This window comes from Capnocytophaga genosp. AHN8471, from assembly GCF_016806945.1.
GTDB lineage: Bacteria > Bacteroidota > Bacteroidia > Flavobacteriales > Flavobacteriaceae > Capnocytophaga > Capnocytophaga periodontitidis.
The window spans coordinates 71,834-91,782 of record NZ_JAESPJ010000030.1; the positions used below are offsets into that span (position 1 = coordinate 71,834).

At 38.9% G+C, this 19,949-nt stretch carries 6 protein-coding genes; all 6 read left to right on the forward strand.

The window, feature by feature from the left end:
- The first annotated feature begins 12 nt into the window (after positions 1 to 12).
- The 6 genes from JMN12_RS13155 to JMN12_RS13180 all read left to right on the forward strand — a co-directional run bounded on the left by JMN12_RS13155 (position 13) and on the right by JMN12_RS13180 (position 19,745).
- Positions 13 to 1,395 (forward strand): glycoside hydrolase family 18, encoded by a 1,383-nt coding sequence (locus tag JMN12_RS13155; RefSeq protein ID WP_203139670.1) that lies wholly within the window; start codon positions 13 to 15, stop codon positions 1,393 to 1,395.
- A gap of 12 nt (positions 1,396 to 1,407) precedes the next feature.
- Entirely contained in the window at positions 1,408 to 2,667 is a 1,260-nt protein-coding gene (locus tag JMN12_RS13160; RefSeq protein WP_203083066.1) for a DUF1735 and LamG domain-containing protein, read from the forward strand.
- Positions 2,668 to 2,802: 135 nt separating this feature from the next.
- Positions 2,803 to 4,203: a BT_3987 domain-containing protein gene (locus JMN12_RS13165; protein WP_203139672.1), complete on the forward strand. Its 1,401-nt coding sequence runs from the start codon at positions 2,803 to 2,805 to the stop codon at positions 4,201 to 4,203.
- Positions 4,204 to 4,221: 18 nt separating this feature from the next.
- A complete protein-coding gene (locus JMN12_RS13170) occupies positions 4,222 to 5,622 on the forward strand; it encodes a DUF1735 domain-containing protein (RefSeq protein ID WP_203139674.1) in 1,401 nt (466 codons plus the stop codon).
- A gap of 13 nt (positions 5,623 to 5,635) precedes the next feature.
- Complete coding sequence (locus tag JMN12_RS13175) at positions 5,636 to 7,018, forward strand: DUF1735 domain-containing protein (protein WP_203139675.1); 1,383 nt, start codon at positions 5,636 to 5,638, stop codon at positions 7,016 to 7,018.
- Positions 7,019 to 7,535: 517 nt separating this feature from the next.
- Positions 7,536 to 19,745, forward strand: a complete 12,210-nt coding sequence (locus JMN12_RS13180; RefSeq protein WP_203139682.1) for a T9SS type B sorting domain-containing protein — start codon at positions 7,536 to 7,538, stop codon at positions 19,743 to 19,745.
- Positions 19,746 to 19,949 lie beyond the last annotated feature (204 nt).

A 19,949-nucleotide genomic window follows, 5' to 3' on the forward strand; every position in this document is an offset into this window, starting at 1 on the left:
AAGTAAAATACGATGAAAAAATTTGTATACACACTATTAGCCCTTACTATCGGACTTACAAGCTGTAGTAAGTGGACAGAAACAGAGTCGAATGCCGAAGATTTTGAAAGAGCGGCATTAGAGGACTTAAAGAACAAAAGAGACGCTGCTAAATGGCTCGCTGAAGCCGAACGTACTGAAGAGAACAAAAAAGCTCTTGAAGCCTATTGGGCTCAGCTCCGTGAGTACAAACAAAAAGCGTGGATCAATACAGGTGAAGCTGGCGGTCAGGTGCCTATGGTATATTTTTGGTTTGATGGACCTACTTGGCAACCTGTAAAAGGTATAGCACGTGGCTGGTTACAAGCAGTTCCCGACTCAGTAGTAGCTATCTCTATCTGGGGAGGTACCAATATGCGCCCTGAAACCCTAACCCCTAACCATAAAAAAGATATTGAGATTTTCCATAAAAAAGGAAGCTCAATTTTAATGTGCTGGCAAACACCAGGCGTAGGTTTAGGCTTACCCGCTACCAAAGATGGCAAAACATCTGGTTACCAAAATTTCCACAACAAATATCCTTATCCTGCTAACTATGACCAATGGCCAGCTATTTATGCTCGTGAGTTAGCGCGCTATATCATTGCTATGGATTTCGATGGTTATGATGTCGATTGGGAAACTTGTGGCGACCACGGAGCTGTAACTAAAGAAGGTACTCCTTTAATGATTTCTGACAATAACTACGAAAATATTGCTAAGTTTGTAAAAGAAATGTCTAAATATTTTGGCCCCGTAGGTACAGATCATGCTGTAAAAACTCAAGCTGAACGTGAAGCTAATTTAAAAGCTTTGTTTGAAGCCTCTACCGCTGGCTATCACCCTAAAGAAAAAGAATATATAGATGAGTTTAAACCTTATCTACCTGCTAACTATCTTACCAAACGTTACTATTTCTGTGCCGATGTACCTTGTGGTGTCGCACCTATCTTTGGTTCAAATTCCCAAACACCCATACTAAGTGGTAATGCTTTCGCTATTTATTTCGATAAACACTTTATGCAAGATTATCCACACGATGGTGTAAATCTTTCTGGTTCTCAACCTCCAATGTTAGGAGGACCTTACTACAACTCTACTTCTGCTAACTATCAAGCAGGTAATTTCCGCGTGATGATAGGTAAAGGTAAAGCCGTGAGAGAAGGAAAAGTGTGGGGCTTAGGTGCTTATCACGGACAAAGTGATTATGCTGTAACCAATGAAAGTGATGCTTTCTTTAAAAAATATCTCCAAGATAATAATATTACTCGTAAGTATTTGCACTACGCTTGGACTCGTGAAGCAATCCGCATCGCTAACCCTCGCCCTGATTACTCAGGGTATAAAGAAATGGAACCTACAATCATTCTCCCTTAAAAAATTATTACAATGAAAAATACAATCATAAAATTAGCGAGTGTAGCCCTTTTCTTAGGGCTCACCGCTTGCCAAGAAAAGTTAGACAACGACAATAGTAATAGTCTCGGAAACCTTTCAGCGGTGTATATGAACGACAATAATGTCAATGTGAGCTTTGCCAAGTCTACTGAATCGGGTAGCACTAAGTTTGAAATCCGTATGTCTAACCTCAGAGACCGCAATGAAACCATCACCATTGCTGCTACCGATTTTTTCCCTGAATACAACGAGAAAAACACCACTAATTACAAAATGTTGCCCGCCTCTGAATACGAATTGTATGAAGAAGGTAATACTGCCAATAAATCTACAAACGGTAGTTTGAACATCACTCTAAAACCTGGACAAACCGCTGTACAAGTAGGAGTAAAAGTACGCCCTTTAAATGAGAATAATTTCCCTATGGGCGTAAAATATGCTATTCCATTGCGTATTGTCTCTGCTTCTTTGCCTATTCTTTCTAATAAAGATGTAGTGGTAACCCTTAGTCGTCCATTTAAAACTTCAGTAGCCAAAATTAAACAAGGTTATGCTTTAGGAGTAAAAGTAGCCGATAATATACAAGGAAGTGATGAATTTACCATACAAGGAATGTTCTTGTTTGAAGAATTTCACTCCTATAATAATACCAATGTAAATATGTCACTTTTCCAAGGCGAAATGTTACCTTATACCCGTATAGATGCTGGTAAAATACAAGTAAAGAATGGTGGTGGTGACAGTCCTGACGACTGGGCAGAAACTTCTGATATTGCTATAAAAAAATGGGTGCAAATCACTTTTACTTACAAGGATTCTTTCCTTAAACTCTACATCAATGGCAAATTGGTTAAAACCTACCAACGCCCTAGTTTAAAAGTATCTCCTGGTATGCGTATCAATATCGAAAATACCCAAACCTCTTATTCTGCGAATCGCTATTTCCGCGAGTTTAGATTGTGGAACAGAGTCCTTACCGATGCCGAAATCGCAGATGGTCTATATCTACCTGTCGACCCAGATAGCAAAGGTTTAGTAGTCTACTTGCCTATCACCAAAAAAGACGGCTTTAAAGATATGAGCAAGTACAACAATACCACTATCTATAGAAAAGGTACTTCATATGGTAATACAGGAATACAAGATGGTGATTCGTATGTAAAAGATATTGATGAAGCTACCTTTACCCCTACGGTAGAATGGAAAGAGAATGTAAAATTCCCTGCTGAAACCTTAGAAACAGAAAATTAGTAATAAAGCTGTCCTGATTACCTTAGTAATCAATCGCTTTCACTCACATTGTAGGGGCGATTGGCAAATCGCCCGATTAGCAAATCGCCCTTACAAAATAAAACTTTTCAAACACCCCTTAAAAAGGCAATTACAATGAAAAAAATATTTATGCTCGCCTTCTGTTTAACTGCTTTAAACGCTTGTAAAAAAGAGGATATTAGCATTCAGAAGAACGATAGCACTACTTGGGAAATCGATAAGAGTATAGTCGATGACGATATTCGTACACGTATCGGCTACGACCCTCGTTATCAATATGCTTACCCTACTACTTCTGAAGTAGTAGTGCCTATGCTCAGCTTAGAAGGTTTTACACTCACAGGGCAAAACACCCGTTCCTTAGAAGTAAAACTTTCTCGCGCGTCCGAACAAGATGTAAAAGTTTCTTTAGTATACGATGCAACTCTATTTGAGAAACTAAAAGCCAATTATTCCGAATATGAATTAGGAGCAGCTTCTTTGGCGCAAATTACCTCTGCCGAAAAAACAATTACAGCAGGAACCACTACCACTACTTTTGAACTCAAAGTAGCTAATCAAGCTAATTTCAACAAAAAACTAATTCTTCCATTCGCCGTAAAAGTAGCTAACAACAATTTAGTGAAAACACTCGAAGGTAAAGATAGTTTCGTAGTGAGAATCTACCCTAAAACTATTACTTTTGATGTAGCTAATAAAGCCATAACTAAAAGTGCAGTCTTAGAAAATGGTAAAGCTGTGATGAGTAACAAAAATGTAAGTGTAACCGTAACCCCTTCCGACCCTATTGGAACTGATATTTCCTTAGGTTTGGTAAGAGATAATAGCTTGGCAGCTGGCAAAACCTTAGCCCCTGATAATATTATTGGGACTATCAATAAAGTCAATTTCAAAGATAAAACTACAGGTACTATTTCATTTACACTGCAAAATGTAGAGAGCCTTACAGCTAAAGGAAAATATATATTACCTTTAAAATTAATGGCTTACAACACTTCAGGTACAGCCCATCAAGTGCTTGATACTCCTATATTAGTAACTATTGAAGTAGGCGATGAAGATGTGCCAAATACTAATGAAATAGAAATACTTAGTTCCTATTCAGGAGCTTTGATCAATGCAAATAATTATAGCTTTGAAACCAATTATAAGCCCGACCATATCGAGAAAATGCACGATGGTAATGCTTATGGAAATCCTTGGTGGATAGACACTTCCATTGATGAGAATAGCGAGGATTCTCCTTATGTATTAGTAGCTTTTGACGAAAAAACATTGATCAATGGTATCAAGATAACTCAAAATACGCCAAACAAAAGAATAGGTTCTATGAGTATATATGCACAAAAAGAAGGTGCTTATAAACTTCAAGCTACTTATACCTCTACAGGTAGTAAACCAAGAGTTTTGTATATCAAGTTCAAAAAGCCTATCAAAGTAACTGAATTATATTTAGCATATTTCAGAAACGCTGACGACCAATATATTGACATCCACGAAATGGAGTTTTTCTAATAAAAAACATTTTCACAAATGTACAAAAAGCTAAAGAAAACTATAATCTTCTTTATCGCTGGAATATTACTTTCCTGCGGTAAAGAAGATATTTCTATTCAGAAAAATGATAGCACTACTTGGGAAATCGATAAGAGTATAGTCGATGATGATATCCGTACACGTATTGGCTATGACCCTCGTGAGCAACAGGCATATTTCTATAAAACAGAAGCTGATTTGCCAATGTTTTCTTTTGCAGATCTTACTGTTAAAGGTATAAATACAGCTGTAGCTGAATTGAAACTAACTCAAAAAACTACCCAAGATACTAAAATATCATTAGTATACGATGCTGCTTCTTATGAAAAAATAAGAGAAAACTACAGTGGTTATGAGTTAGGAACTCCTAATTTAGTCCAACTTACCCAAAGTGAAATCTTTGTTCCTAAAGGAGGTAATGTAGCTAAATTTGAATTCACATCTTTAAACGATAAAGATTTTAATAAAAAAGTAATTCTCCCATTTAAATTGAAAATTGAAGGAGATAAAGCTAAAATATTAAAAGGTAGTGATATTTTTGTAGTGAAAGTTTTTCCAAAAGAAGCACTTATTACAATCGATTCTCCATCTCTCAATAGAGTAGTAACCCTCGATGCTGCAACCGATGCCCTTTCTGTTGATTTTAAAGATATGGCATTTACTATCAAAAGTGATACTAAAATTTCTGAAGATATATCATTAGGATTAATACGTGATGAGGCTTATACTTCAAGAGATCTTGCACCAATAGGAACTGAAACTACTATAGAGAAAGTACCTTTTAAAAATCTAACAACTGCAAAATTTACTTTTAAATTTAATAATCTAAATCTAATAGGAAGAGTAGGAAGGTACACAATTCCTCTCAAATTAGTAGCTTATGATGCTAATGGAGGTGTACATACTTTAGCAAATATTAAACCTAAAGTGTTTATTACAACCCAATTGGTTTATCCTAAAAATAATATAGAAACATCTAATAGTTTAACCATTCCTTCTGGAAATAAAATTACAGGAGTTACAGGTGATTTTCAACAATTTTTTAATTTTGATAAAGAAGGATTTGGTAATATGTTAGATGGTGATGAAACTACTTTTGCTCGCTTTGCTTCAGCCGATTACTTACCTGAAAAATTAGGGTTTACCTTTGGTGAAAATAAAAAATTAAAAACAATTCGCTTAAAGGTAGACGCAAGTTCGCCTATTAAAACTATGGTAGTATATACAGGTGCTGATGAGCAAGTGTTAGGATATCTCACTTTCAATGCTTCAACTAATTGGTATGTAATTACTTTTAAAAAAGCAATAACCATAGCCGATATTTATCTTGCACAGTTTGGAAACGATAAAGAAGAAAATCAGTTTAAAATTTATGAAGTAGAGTTCTATGAACAATAATTAATACACCATTATGAAAAAATTTATAATAGCACTAAGTTGTTTTTCACTATTAGTATCTTGTAAAAAAGACGAGATTACTGTCGAAAAAAACGATAGCACTACTTGGGAAATTGATAAAAAAATAGAAGACAACGATATTCGTACCCAATTAGGGTATGACCCTCGTCTTAACTATATTTATCTCAGACCCACTGTTGCCGATCTGCCAATGCTCTCTTTTGGTAATGTAACTATTAATAGAAACTATACCAAAGAAGTAGAAGTAAAACTGCTTGACAAACCTTATGATAAGGATGTTCAAGTATCATTTGCTTATGATGCATCAGCTTACAACAAAGTAAAAGCTAATTATTCAGGCTTTGAATTAGGTGATGCTAACCTTGTTCAGTTGAGCGAAGCTACCAAAACCCTTAGCAAAGGTGAAACTTCTGTTACTTTCACGCTTACTATTAGCAATAACTCTAATTTTAACAAAAAAGTTATTTTGCCTTATGCTTTAAAAGTAACCGATAGCGGTCTTACACTTCCTAAAGGGAAAGATGTATTTGTACTAAAAGTCTTCCCTGAAGAAATAAAAATCACTGCGGTAACTCGAGAAGTACCTAAATTGTTAGGTTATTATAATGGTACAACCTATATTGGAGATAACGATAAAAAAGTAACTTTTACAGTAAAGAGTAGTTACGAATTACCTTCAGGACTTACTGTAGCTCTGGTACGCAATACCAATCCTTCTTTAGGGAGCAAAAAGTTAGCTCCTAACGGAGTAGAAGGTACATTGCCTGAAGAAAGCTTTGACGCTATAAGCAAAGACCTCTCATTCAACTTAGATGCATCAAACATCACAGCTAAAGGAGAATATGTATTACCTCTTAAATATATAGTAAAAGAAGCTTCAGGAGTTGAGCAAGAATTGTCAAACAACGGAGTTGTTGTAAATCTAAACGTAAAAGAATTAGTTGCTTCTAATGATAACGTAGAAGTCGCTTCTAAAGAATTAGGTACAAAATTAAATAGAAAAGGTATCCGTATATCATATTATGGAACTGTTTATTACTTAGGTGATATGATAGACGACGATCTCTCTTCTTTAGGATATGTTAAAGAAGGTGCGTTTGTATATTTTACTTTTCCTAAAGTAAGAAATATAAAAACGGTCGTTATAAAAACTCGTCAAGGTAATGAAATGAAAGCTCTTTCATTGTATGCTGGTCTGTCTCAAGGAAATGAACAAATACAAGGATCTGCTACATATAGTGGAAAAGGTGATTTCATTATCACATTCAAAAACTCAGTTCCTCTTATCCGCTTAGCGTTAGGTAATTTTGTCAATAAAGATGATGCAACCTCTCATTGGATGGGTATAACTGATATTCAATTCTACGAAGAATAACACCATCTAAAAATTGCCCGTGTGGCTCACACCCTTTGCCAAAGTTTATAGCATAAAAGCTATCAAAACTTTGGCAAAGGTTATTTTTTGACACATCCCCCTATCAACACATAAATTGCAGCTTGTCCCTCTCACTTGCAGCTTGGGGCTCAACTCTTACCTATTACCTATTACTTGTCCCTCCCACTTGCATCTTGGAGCTCAACTCTTATCTCTTACCTCTTACCTCATCACCTGTTACAAACTGTTAAATTTTTGTATACAAAAAGTTAAAATATAAAATATAAACAACTGCTGATAACCCTGTGTAAGAAAGTTTAACTACATGCTATTTGTTTATAAATGATACAGTTGTATAATTGTTGCTGCATTAATTAAATAAAGGTAGCCCCTTATAAACACCCTATTGGTTTTAACATTTAGCAAAAATAGATTTTGCAGTTTCGTTGGAAATGTGTACTTTTGTGCATTAAAGTACCGTTGTGTACTATCGTTTCAAAATAGCATTTATAGCATTATGAAAAAGTTTTTTCTAACAATTTTCTTACTACTTATGGCAATGGGTGGGCTCAGTGCCCAAGCATTGAACTTAAACAACTTCTCAGCCATTGGTGAAAATGGCCAATGTAGTTCTGATGGTAAAATAAAAGTATCCATACCTGCAGGTATGGGGCCTACAGGCACTAAGTTGCAAGTGAAGTTGGATATCCCTAACGACCCAACAGGTCGTACCTGGCCTCTCGAAATAGGCGTAACAGGTAAAGATAGCTACGAATTTACTACTCTCAAAGCCGGTACCTATACCGTTACTATGATAGAAGTAGCTACTAATAAAAAATCTACAAATCCAAAGGTGATAACCATTACTTCTACCTATGTACCACCCCTATTTGTAGCAAATACTCTAAAGTCTAACCCCCCAAGCTGTACCGGTGCAGGTAATGATGGAAGCGTCACTTTTACTATCCAGCCCGGCGCCAAAGGCCCTTTTGTAGTAAAACTCACCAAAGGGGGCACCTTAATATATAGTGGTAACCATACCAAAACTACCGCTTCTCAGTCTCTACCTATTACTATTCAAGGAGGAGCAACTCACCCTATCACTGTCGGTAGTGACTATGAACTCTCTGTAGAAGATTTAGCCGGAGGAGGAGTCCCTAACTGTGGAGATACCAATAAAACCAATATCACCATACTCCAACCCTCTCTCTCTTTAGCCTGCTTAGATTTAGAACTCAATTTCCTTAATTCAGGCATACGAATGAATGAAAACTGTAAGATAGGTCTTTCTTTTCAGTTGCTTCGTAAAGATAATGTAACACTTTCTAACTTCCAAAATGAAATAAAAACTTCTAATGCTGTATTCGTAAAACGTTACGATTCAGCAGGAAATTTCATTGCTTCCTATCCCATAGCCTCTACTTTTGATATGGCCTGGCGTGGAGCTCAGATAGCTAATTCTTCATCTTTCACTACCCCTTATGTGTTTCAAGAAAACGATATAGTAGAAATAATAGTAAATATAGGAAAAAACCCTATTAAAAGAAAATTTAAACTCGATGGAAGTATCTTAAATGTTATAAACAATACCGCAAGTACACCCGCTTATTCTAATCAAGATGTTTTTAGAGATAATTCTGGTTCAAGAGTGATTGAAGCTCTAAACCGTTCAGACTTGAACGTAAACCCTTCAAAATTATGTACCGACCCTACTCAAAGATATTTATACGTCGATAACTATTGGCGCTCTGTCCGTTTGCCCGATGCCGATGATCCTACCAAAACATTAAATTTTGGTACTTATTATTGGTATAACGGCTTAGTAGGCAAATGGCACCCTAACGCTTCTTTCTCAGGCGCAGGATATTATTACGAAATATATAAATTTATAGGTACAGGATTCCCCGGTTGGAATAACGCTTATACTACCAACCAAATGGACGAAACCGATACTTCTAAATGGTCAAATGAAAGCGGAAACGTAATTTGGCTCAACGAAAACTATGCCGACCTATCCGGATTACCCGATGGTTACTATATGGTCAAGTTTAAAGCTAAAAAAGCAGATGGTTCTTCTTTCTGCTACGAGCCTAAACGCGTTGTCGAAATAAAAGCTAAACCCAATGAAATAGCAAAACAATTCCACGGAATTGAGATAAATAAAGGCGTATTCAAAGGAACCGTATCAATACGCAAATGGCTCTCCCCCGAGCAATTTAACTATCCCGTAACTGTATCAATCGATTACTTAGACGACCCAGGAGCTGGAACAGGAAATCGTACCTACAATTTCCGCACTTCTATGCCCTTCGAAACCTCTCAGCGTACAGTTACTTATACATTCCCTATCGTAAGAACTTTGCTCAACCCTCAAACAGCACCTCCTAATACTGGGCTCTTCCAATTCGGAGACCTACCAGCTGGTAATTATCGCATTACACTTACCGATAACTGTAATAATACTACTTCCAAAGAGTTCTATTTCGATACTCCAATGCAGTACGATAGAGATCAAGTAAAAGTAGAACAAGGTTGTGCAGGCTCTTCTAAAGTAACTTACGACATAAGTTCCTCTCCTATAGGAACTATACGCGATGCTGTCTATACCTTATATAGAAAAAGCCCCTCTGGTAATTACGATATAGTGGTTGCTACTTCAAGAAACCCTAATCATACTTTCAACAACCTCCCTGAGGGCGACTACTTATTCGAAGCCAGAGGTTTCTACTATATGCGTATGAAACAAGGCGTATGGAAAGATAGTGCCCAATCAGGAAGTACAGGAATAATGAATTGGCAAAACCTTACCGACCCTAATGGTGTCGTAAATGGTTATAGTATGATCAATTCTCCTGACATCATAAACCCTTCCGATCCTCAAACCAACGGTACTACTGCCCTCCATAGAAGTAGAGTTTATCTCACTGTGAAACCAACAGGAGAACTCCAACGAAATGTAGTAGGTACCTCTTGTAATGGATCTGCAGGTTCCGGTATCGTAGCAGTTGGTATTAAAAACCCCAACTATATCCGATACCCTCTTACCTTTACCCTTAAGAACAAAGTTACCAATGCTCAGGTAGGAACAGTAACTTTCGGCGCTACCTCCACCGCTACGAACCACGTGTTCAAAAACGTAGCCAATGGCACCTATATAGTTACTACTTCCCACGCTTGTGGCGTCTATACCGATGAAGTCCTCGTAAATACCGATAGCTATACCTCCCCAGGAATTAGTTATGTTGCCCGCTCTACAAACCCTTGTAACGGCGACGTAGTCGATCTTACCTTCGGTGGTTCTACACAGCTCTTCGATATCGAGTGGTTCCGTATAGAAACTAATGGTACCGAAACCGAATTAGGCTTCGCTCAAACAATCTCCGATACCGTAACCCGCGATACTAAATATGTCGTGCGTTACAAATTGCAAGACCCTAACTTATGCGTAAATCGCAACGGTGAAGCCTCTATTACAATTCAGTTCGCTAAAGATACAACCCCTCCAGTAATTACAGGTTGCCCTACTGGAACTATCACCGTTGAAGCTATCTCCGGACGTTGCTATGGTGTACCTACTTGGGGTGTTGTAACGGCTACCGACGATTGCCGTATCGGTACTTGGAGCCAGTCACACCAAAGCGGACAACGATTCGATATCGGTACTCACACAGTTACCTATGTGTTCAAAGATACATCGGGTAATACCGCTACTTGTACTTTCAATGTAGTGGTGAACTCACGTGCCGTAAAAATGAAAGTGGATAACGACTATGTAGATGCTTCCGGAAGTCCTATCAACCGCGAATTAGGACTTACCGAAACATTCTACTACCGATTGAGATATAAAAACGAAGGTACAGCCAATGTTGCTACTGCTACCTTGCAGATTACATTGCCTAATCACCCCAATATCACAATAGGTACCCCCGATTTCAGTAAAGCTAAACAAACTATCTACCTCCCTACAGTGGTAGCTAGTACCGCTAATACTTTTACAATCGATATACCTAAACAAACCCTTACCCCTGGAGCTAATGAGAGAACCATACTCATCCCTATCACTCTCAATGGCGATTGTACCCAAATAGGTAAGCCTTGTATGAACTTGCTCACTTCTACCTATTCATTCACCTATGTAGGTGGTTTGACTGGCTGTACAATCCCCGAGCAAACAGCTACAGGATCTAAAACAATCGCTATCTCTACACAAAACTGTATGCGTAACGAGTTAGCTTGTAGCAACGGTTCTGGCATCAGTACCTTCCGCATTCAGGCTATACCAGGTTTCCTTGAATACAAATGGTATAAAAATAACATCTTACAACCTAACCCTAACAACGATTCTTTCTTTGATGCTACACAAACAGCTACCTATAAAGTAGAAAAAATAGCAGTGTGTGGCGGGGTAACCTATACCACTACCGAGATAATACAATTGCAAACCCCTGAAGACCTCGCCGATCCTATCAAACCGCAGTCTAACGGAGGCGATTTGTGTGCCGATAACAATATTTGGGTAAGTCACTTTATCTTGTGTAACCAGCCCTCACGCAATATAGTAGTAAACTTTAAAAATAGCAACTTCGTATGGCAAAAACTCAAACCTGGCTCTAACCCTACCAGCTTGAACTGCCCTAATGTCGATGATGCTGCTTGGGAAGATGTACATTCTAACCGTACTTTCGTGGCTAATGCACAAGGCCATTTCCGATTGAAAGTAACTAATCCTGAAGGTTGTGATGCTAAATTCTATTTTGATGTATTCACTAATTCTCTCAACGGAAGAATCCTTGACCACGGCGATATTACTAACTATCAACAAGGTTATATCCACGTACAAATGGCTACAGCTGGTATTACCTATAAATATGTACTAAAAGATGCTTTTGGAAACGTAGTAAACCAAAACGGTCAGCCTTTTGTCAATACTACTCAATTAGAGTACCGCGTTCCTGTTACTACACCAGGAACCTATACTGTAGAAATAACCTCTCCAGCATTACCCGATAGCTGTAAATTAGTATTAACTCAAGAAATTAAAAAAGTTACTACTCTTAGCGCTAAAGCCATCGCTAAAGCTTGGAAAGGATGTAACCTCCGCTCAATGCGATTTGAAGCTACCGGCGGTAAAAACCCTTATCAATTCGCAATATGGAGTATAGACGGCATCGTACAAAACGGCTATTCCGACTATGCTTCCGTACCAGCTTCAGCCTTTATATCAACTATTCCCGTAGGTTCTAGCTTCGTCGAAAGCGATATACATATCGATCAACCTGGTAAGTACATCTTCATCGCTAAAGATGATACAGGTGCCTATGCCCTTACCCCCGAAGTAGAAATCTATCCCGAAAGCTTCTTGGGCTACACCATAAAAACACGCGATATCCTTTGTGGTTTCGCCGATAATACCGGTCAGATTTCTGTAACTTACAACACTATACAAAATGTAAAAACTACCCTCTATAAGTTCGATAACTTCGGTGGTAAAACTTATATTGACGAAAATGGTACTGGTTTCTTCGATAACCTTACTGCTGGTAAATATGAAATAGAAATAAAAATTAAAATGGGTTCTTCTGCAAGTGCAACTTGTACCTATAGAAACCCTAATATCGTAATCAACAGTATAGAAAGTACTTTGCGTGCCTATGCTGGTGTGATCGAAGATATCTCTTGTGATACCGCTACTCCATCACAGTACAAAGTACGTGTCAACAACGTTAGCGGTGGTACAGGTACTGGCTACGAATATAGTACTAACAACGTAACCTATAGCACTAACCCTGTACTAATGGTAGGATCTACAGCTAGTGTGGTATATGTACGCGATAGCAACAAGTGTACCCTCGAAATCCCTATCACTATCCGCCCAATAGTACCCCCTACCGTTACCGCTACTACAGTCAGCTACGATTGCGAAGGTAAAGGTACCTTCACCGTAACGGCTAATCCAGCAGGTAACTACGAATATCGAATCATAAAAGACGACGGTACCCTTAGCGAAACTCGTACCTCTAATGTCTTTACACTCCCACCAGGCGTATATAGCATCGAAGCTATTTATACTCCTGCTACAGCTACAGGTACCACACCTAATATCTTATTCAAAGAAGACTTTGGCAAAGGTAATGATACTTGTGACTCACAATCAGTATTTATCACTTGTGCCGCCGGCGCAACTACTTTGGGTGATAACCAATATATGATCACTCGCCAAGTACCTACTGGCGGAACCAATTGGGTGACTACCCCTCCTTCCGATGCCTCTGGCGTTACCGATGGTCGCTACTTAGCTATCAACGGCACTTCTCCAGATAACGATAACGGGGTAATCTATAGACATACAATTAAAGATATAGTCCCTAATACCGAACTAAAAGTAGCAATGCAATTATTCAACCTATTGCCACCTACTTTTGTCGGAGGTGCTAACCCTAACATATTGGTACGCCTATATACCCCAGGTAATCCTGCTATCGGCGTACAACGATCATTAGGTGAATTGCAACGTATGGCTGCTTGGGAACAAAAAGAAATAACTTTCCCCGATACTGATATTACATTCAATACCGCTGTACTCGAAATTAGAAATACTGCCGCCGCCTCTACAATAGGTAGCGACTTAGCTATTGATGATATCGTAATTTCGCAACCTACTAAACTATGTGCCGTACGCGCCGAAAGTATCTCAGTGAAAGTAGATAACAACAGAGCATTTACAGTACAAGCTACTGCCTACGACGAAAAATGCGGAAAAGACGATGGTTCTATCTATTTAATAGTCAATAACCCCGCTGGTAACTCAGTACAATATCACGTCGCTGGTGCTACCGTTTGGACTCCATTAACACTTACACCGCTTACAGCTACTCAAGGAGTCGCTACAATCACCGGTCTTAGTGCAGTAAACAACGGAACGCTCTTTGTACGTCGTACTTCCGACCATAATTGCGAAACAAGTGTCGACTATACAATCAAAAAACCTATACCACTCACCGTTACGGCTACCATTACAGCGCCTGTAACTTGTTTGAATACTTTTGCTTCTGTACGATTTACTGGCGATGGAGGTGCAAAACCTTATAAAAAATTCAGTTTCTCACCTATTACAGGTACAACACCAGCTGCTAATAAAAACGCAGTAAATAACGAAGCCGACTTCAACCTCTCTAAAGGTACTTACCTTATACAGGTGGAAGATAATAACGGTTGTACTACTACCGCTACCCTCGAGGTTCCTGATGTGAAACCTTTACAAGTAGAAGTAGTTGACTTAGAACCTTGCTTCCGAGGAAATAATACCGGCCGTTTGCAGCTAAAAGTCCTCAACGGTAATGGCGAGTATAAATTTAGTAAAGATGGTGGTGCTACCTTTGAAAATGGCTCTGTTGCTGGTGGTACATCTCATATATTCGAAAATCTTACCGCCGGTCAATACAACTTTGTAATTAAAGATGGCGCTGATTGCCAAACTAATACTACCTATACTATCGAAAACCCATTGCGTATACAAGTAACTGCTGTAAATGCCTTGAGTTGTGTCGCAAATAGCGAAGCCGAATATAAAATTACTTATACAGGCGGTAGAGTAGGAACTCGTGAATTCTTGTGGAGTCATAGCCCTACCACTGGATTTACTGCCGCTGTAGGTACTGGTATGACCTTGAGCCAATCAGCAAATGTGTATACATTCAAAACCAAAGTAGAAGGCGACTACTACTTTAGAGTCCGTTACCTAATGCCTAATGGCGACTATTGTAATGTTACCTCTGATAAACAAGTAGTAAAAGTAGTATTACCTTCATTTGCAGTAAGTCCTACTGTCGAAGATGTGAGTTGTGCAGGTGCTAATACTGGTAAAATACACATCAACCCTGCCAGCGTAACTGGTGGAGTACCTCCTTACACCTTGTTAGTAGACGATGGACTCACCACACAATCACACCCAGTAGCCGATATCACTGGATTGCAACCTGGTACTTATACCATCACAATTCAAGATGCTATCTCTTGTAAATCACTACCTGTAGGATTTACAGTTTCCCAAGTAACAGCTATGGTAGCAACCGTTACTCACACACCTATACGTTGTGCCTCTTCAGGTACCCAATTGGCAATTGCCGAAGCAGTAGTTACAAAAGGTGGTACAGCTCCATACAAATTTACTTTAGTGAAAAATGGCGTTGATGTTCAAACTCAAAACAATGTTACTCAAAACACAATTGTTCCTTACAACAATTTAGACATCGGGAACTACCAAATAGTAATAGAAGATGCCAAAGGTTGTAAGTATACTCACAACTTCGTCGTAAATTCCGAAGCCAATGGCTTAGATGTACGCCCAACTGGCGTTACAGGTTGTGCAGGAAATAGCGGTGAAGTAGCAATCTCAGTATACGATAAGAGTGGAGGAGTAATCCAAGACGGACAGTACATAGCTGTTTACCACGAAGGTATGCAAATACCTTATGGAGCAACCGGAGGTGTAAAACCAATGCCTGATGGCCACACTTGGTATCGCGGTGGAGCAGTAGTCTCTACTACCCTTTCCGATGGTACAGTAGTACAAGCCTCTACACACACCTTTACTGGTTTGGTACCAGGGGTTACTTACACCTTTATAGTATACGATGCTAATACCCAATGTACCTTCACTAAAGAAGCAAACATCCACGTTCCTTCACAATCTAATTTGAAGATAACAATCAATGGAACGGCTTCTACTACTTGTGCCGATGCAAATGATGGTAAAGTATTTGTAAACTTGAAAAACTGGAGTGCAGGAACAACTCTCTTGACCTATAGAGTTTATCGCTATATACCATCTCTCATTCCAGGACTTTTAAATCCTACTATAGGCCCTGTAGGTGGAAATATCCCAGTGTCAGGTACAGAAACTGATGTTACAATTACAGGAGTTCCTGCAGGTCGTTACTTTATACTCTTTACCGATGGTAATAACTGTACTATGGGTAGCAAAGAGTTTACTATAGGTAAATCTACCTCATTGCTCACTGCTACAGCCACAGTAACCAAGTTAGCAAACTGCAAACAGCCTGCTAATGTAGGTTTGGGTAGAATAGCAGTAGAAGCTGCAGGTGGAACAGCCCCTTACCAGTACTACTATCACAATTTGGCTACTCCAGCCCCTATAGGTAATGCTTTAGATAATGCACTCGCAAACTCTATTGATCGTGTCGCTAAAGATGTACCTTCAGGTAATTGGCAAATATTTATAAAAGATGCCAATGGCTGTCTCACTAATACTACAGTAGTAGTAGGAATGGATCCTCAACCTTCTATTGCATCAGTAACAGTACTCGACGCTTGTAGCGACAATGCCGATTACCCTATAAATGTAGTGTTCTCTACTATAGGGGTAGGCCAAAACCAATACAAAATTGATGGTATTACAAACTGGCAAAATATCACTGTAGCTACCCAAACTACTTTGCCTATACGCTTAGCACCTAACGCATCACCTTACACTATTTCGTTCCGCGATGCCAATGGTTGCGAAACCAGCACTACTTTCAGAGTGAACGAGATGATTAAATACGATGCTTCTCATACACCTATGTATTGCGGCGGCTCAGCTACTACTACCATCAGTGTAACAAATATTACTGGAGGTTCAGGTTCTTATAAAATAGGATTGTATAGAATCGTTGATAAGGGTGCTCCTAACGAACGTGCCGTAACTATAGTGCCTCCTGGCACTGCAGTACCAGGTAACTCTTACAGTGTACCTACCGGCTATGGTATTGGAGCTTATCGCATCCACGTATACGATGCCACCACTTTTGGTACTTCAGCCGAATGTGCAAAAATAATGGATTTCAACGTAGTAGCACCAGAAGTACCTCAACTCGAAATACTCTCAGTTTCAACACCTACTTGTGCTAACGAAACAGCAACAATCCGTGTGAAAGCTACTCCTGTGGGTATTGCTCCTTATACATTTAAAATTGTAGATAAAACTACAGGTCTCACACCAGCAGGTGTAACAAGCATTACCAATGTGAACTACATTACATTTATAGGAGTCCCTTCAGGGCCTAAGATCACCGGTGGAATTGACTACTATATCTCTGCTCAATCAGTATATAGTTGTACAGCTACCATCACTGTAAATGTAACCTCTCCCGATGTAGTAACTGTTACAACAGGCGCTCTCACTAAAGAAGAGTACCAATGTATATTAGATGATGAAGGTTATCTCACAGGCGAAAGTGCTAATCCTAAACTCCACTTTGATATCACTGGAGTTTCAGGAGGTACCGGTAAGTATACTCGAGTAGAATTTAAAACCGCTTCAGGAACTTTAGTCAACCAGCAACAAATTGAAGATGGCGTAACTAAATATACTTATACTTTGCCTAATTATCTCACTGCCGCAACTAGTTATTATGCCGAAGTATTCGATACCAATGGTTGTTCAGCTTCTACTACTGTAGAAACTATTTCACCTACCCTGATAATGAGTAGCTTGATAGCAAACCAAACACAAACTAAAACTTGTGTTCAAAACGAAGTGTTAAGTATAACAGTAAGCACTACTACTGTATACAGCAATGAACCTATTGAGTATAGCATTATTAAAGTAGGTTGGCCAGGAACTGTTGGTTCGCCAGTAATACTCAACTCTCTCACTTGGTCTGCTACAATCGCCGACCCTGGTAACTATATCATTAAAGCAAAAAATATGGTTACTAATTGTGAGATTACAGCTAACTATAGCGTGTTAGAACCTAACACCCTATTGCTCGAAGCTAAAAATCCTAAACGTATCACTTGTAAAGGCGGTACTGGAGGTGAAATCACCTTAGAACTCACCGATACCCGTCTTTCCGATGGTGATCAAGTGGCAAATGGTTTCAACTATGTGATAACTCCATTACCTACAGGAACACCTATCACAGGACCATTCTCACCATCAGGTACTAAAGTTCACACAGGATTACCAGCAGGTCACTACAAAGTAGAAGCAACCTCTCCAATTACAGGTTGTAGCGCTGTAGCTACCTTTGAACTCGTAGAAGCTGCCGAACCTATTACCGTGTTCGCTAAAGAAACACGAAGTGTAACCTGCGATAACAACCGTGGCGAAATACTCGTTACCGTATCAGGTGGTTGGGCTCCTTATACAGTAAATATACAAGGTGGTGCTATCACTAAACAGAAAAACATTACCTTAGATGGCGATAGCGTATTGTTCAAAGAGTTAGGTGCTACAGGTACCCCTGGCGGATCGCTTACTTACAACATCACCATCACCGATGCTTGGGGTTGTAACGTAGCTTCAGGTACTACCAGTGTAACCTTGTTAGACCCCGATCCTATTGCAGCAGTAGTTACTGTTACCCAACATCCTACTTGTGTAGGCAGTGTCGATGGTGTTATCACCGTATCTGGTACTGTAACAGGTGGATCTGGTAATTTCTACTATACACTCCTAAATGAAGGAACAGGAGAAATATTAGGTCCACAACGCAATGAACCTAAATTCGATAGACTATCACCAGGTTTCTATACTTATGAAATTATGGATACTTGGGGCTGTAGCCTTATAAAATCACAATTAGAGGTGATAGAACCTAAACCTATAAAAGTATCGATTGTTTCTGCTACCTCCGAATTGCAAGTATGCTATGGCGGTGCTGATGCGGCTATTGACTTTACAGTAGAAGGCGGTCGCCCTCCTTACACTATAAAAGTATTGAATAAATACACTAATAGTCCTCATCTCCTATTAACAAGCGTAACTCCTACTACAATTCCTTTCCGTGATACTGGACTTGGAGCAGGTGAATGGAGAATAGAAGTAACCGATAGTAGCCCTAATGGTGGTTGTACAATGTCACCTACATTCGAGTTTACCGTAGATTCAGCACCAGACCTTAATGTAGACCTCGAAGTGATTAGTTCTTGTAAAAACAATAACCCTTATACTCAGTTACAAGTGCGTTTCAAAGACCAAGTTGATGTGAATAAAGTAACATATAGACTCAACGGAACTGGAACTCCTAAAAACTTTGTAGAAAGAGGTAACGGAGTGAATGTATGGTATATCTCCCCTCCAGATTTGAATACCAATATCCAAACTCAAACCATAGAGCTTATCTATACCAATATACACTCTATCACCCAAACCTCAAAAACTTGTAGCATTACACTCGCAAATGCATTTGAGGTGAAAAAAGTTGAAAAACTTAAACTTACAAGAACCCCTACTACAGTAGTGAATACCTTGCAAGTAGAAGGTAAAGATGGAGTTAAACCATATCGTTACGTATTCAACGGTCAAGATTACGATACAAATAATGTATACGAACTCAAAATCACCGATCCTGATTATGTAGACCCAATAAGTGGAAAAACTAAGAAGAAAGTAGAAGTACAAGTAATCGATGCTTCAGGATGTATAGCCTCTGATACTATATACGAAGAATATTTCGATGTGATGATACCTAACTTCTTTACGCCTAACGGCGACGGTGTTTACGACACTTGGGCTCCTATGCACGTTGAGAAATATCCTTTCCTACGCGCTACTATCTTCGACCGTTTCGGTCGCCGACTCAAAGTGTTGAGAGCTGGTGAAGCTTGGGATGGTAAGTATGAAGGTAGAGATATGCCTACTGGCGACTACTGGTACATCGTCGAACTCACCGACGAGTTTGATACCCGTATTTTCAACGGTAACTTCACCCTTTATCGTTAATGATAAAGTAAATCATAACAAAACAAAAAAGCTGCCCGAAAAAGGCAGCTTTTTTGTTTACCTCTTACTTCTTATCTCTTACTTATAAAAAAAGGCCGCCCAATCTCTTAGGCAGCCTTTTTGAATTTAATAATAAAAAAGAAAACTTAAAAATAAAAATTATGAAAAAAACTTTTTGTTTTACGCTTTATCTTTTTACACACA

What these genes read in the sequence shown, in the direction of transcription:
- JMN12_RS13155 (WP_203139670.1), top strand. Translation starts at nt 13, where the DNA reads ATGAAAAAATTTGTATACACACTATTAGCCCTTACTATCGGACTTACA.
- JMN12_RS13160 (WP_203083066.1), top strand. Translation starts at nt 1,408, where the DNA reads ATGAAAAATACAATCATAAAATTAGCGAGTGTAGCCCTTTTCTTAGGG.
- JMN12_RS13165 (WP_203139672.1), top strand. Translation starts at nt 2,803, where the DNA reads ATGAAAAAAATATTTATGCTCGCCTTCTGTTTAACTGCTTTAAACGCT.
- JMN12_RS13170 (WP_203139674.1), top strand. Translation starts at nt 4,222, where the DNA reads ATGTACAAAAAGCTAAAGAAAACTATAATCTTCTTTATCGCTGGAATA.
- JMN12_RS13175 (WP_203139675.1), top strand. Translation starts at nt 5,636, where the DNA reads ATGAAAAAATTTATAATAGCACTAAGTTGTTTTTCACTATTAGTATCT.
- JMN12_RS13180 (WP_203139682.1), top strand. Translation starts at nt 7,536, where the DNA reads ATGAAAAAGTTTTTTCTAACAATTTTCTTACTACTTATGGCAATGGGT.